Here is a 784-nt window from a genome sequence, read left to right as displayed (position 1 = left end):
CACCACGTTGATTCCCGCCTCGAGCAGCCGCAGATAATCCGGGACCGCGCCGGCGTCACGCTCGGGTCCGCTGGCCGCATACACCACGCAGTCCGGCCGCAGGCCGATCAACGCCTCGGCATCGTCGGTGGCCGTGATCCCGATCGGTTCTCCACCGGCGAGTTCACCCGCGTCGCGCCCGACCTTGTCCGGCGTATGCACCCACACACCGACAAGGTCGAGGTCGGGCCGGCGATGCACCGCGTCGACCGCGATGGACCCGACGCCTCCTGTCGACCACACCACGACGCGATAAGGATCGTCTCCCATCGCTGTACAAATTAACAGTGGACACTATTAACGTCAACAAGAAGTGGGTTATAGTCCGCCGTGGTGTTCACCATGCGCTTCGACATGCGCGCGCCGTCGTTCGAGGAGTGTCGCGCACACGGCCACGAGCCGGGCGTCGTCCAGCTGCCGGCCGATAACGCGCCGACATCTGCTGCAAGACGCCGTCACCGCGGCGTCCTACCGACACGGCGACGAGGGCGTGGCCAGCATCTCGCGTGCGACGGATGTCGACGGACTCCAGGTGGCCAACAAGCCCTACCGGGTGTTGACCATCGATGAAGTCGCCGAGTACATGCACGGCGGGCAGGCGCTCCCGCTTGCGCCGCTCTGCGGCGGACTGCGGCCAGACGTGGCGTGGCCCTACCTCGAGCGTGCCGCCGAGGCGGCAGCACGCCTCGGCTGATCGAAGGAGGAGCATGGAACCGCGTCCGATACGCGTCGTGGTGTGGTCGAC

At 67.0% G+C, this 784-nt stretch carries 1 protein-coding gene and 1 pseudogene; one reads left to right on the top strand and one right to left on the bottom strand.

From position 1 onward, the window contains the following. Nucleotides 1-309, bottom strand: a pseudogene (locus A5651_RS14895) (dihydrodipicolinate reductase); the annotation flags it as partial. Between the two features lie 220 nt (nucleotides 310-529). Between A5651_RS14895 and A5651_RS14890 the strand changes: the two are divergent. Then, nucleotides 530-733 carry a luciferase gene (locus A5651_RS14890; RefSeq protein ID WP_231988455.1) on the top strand — a complete coding sequence of 68 codons (204 nt, stop codon included), beginning with the start codon at nucleotides 530-532 and terminating at the stop codon, nucleotides 731-733. Nucleotides 734-784 lie beyond the last annotated feature (51 nt).

The organism is Mycobacterium sp. 1274761.0, from assembly GCF_001668615.1.
Taxonomy (GTDB): Bacteria; Actinomycetota; Actinomycetes; order Mycobacteriales; family Mycobacteriaceae; genus Mycobacterium.
This window is presented reverse-complemented; position numbering and strand designations above follow the sequence as displayed.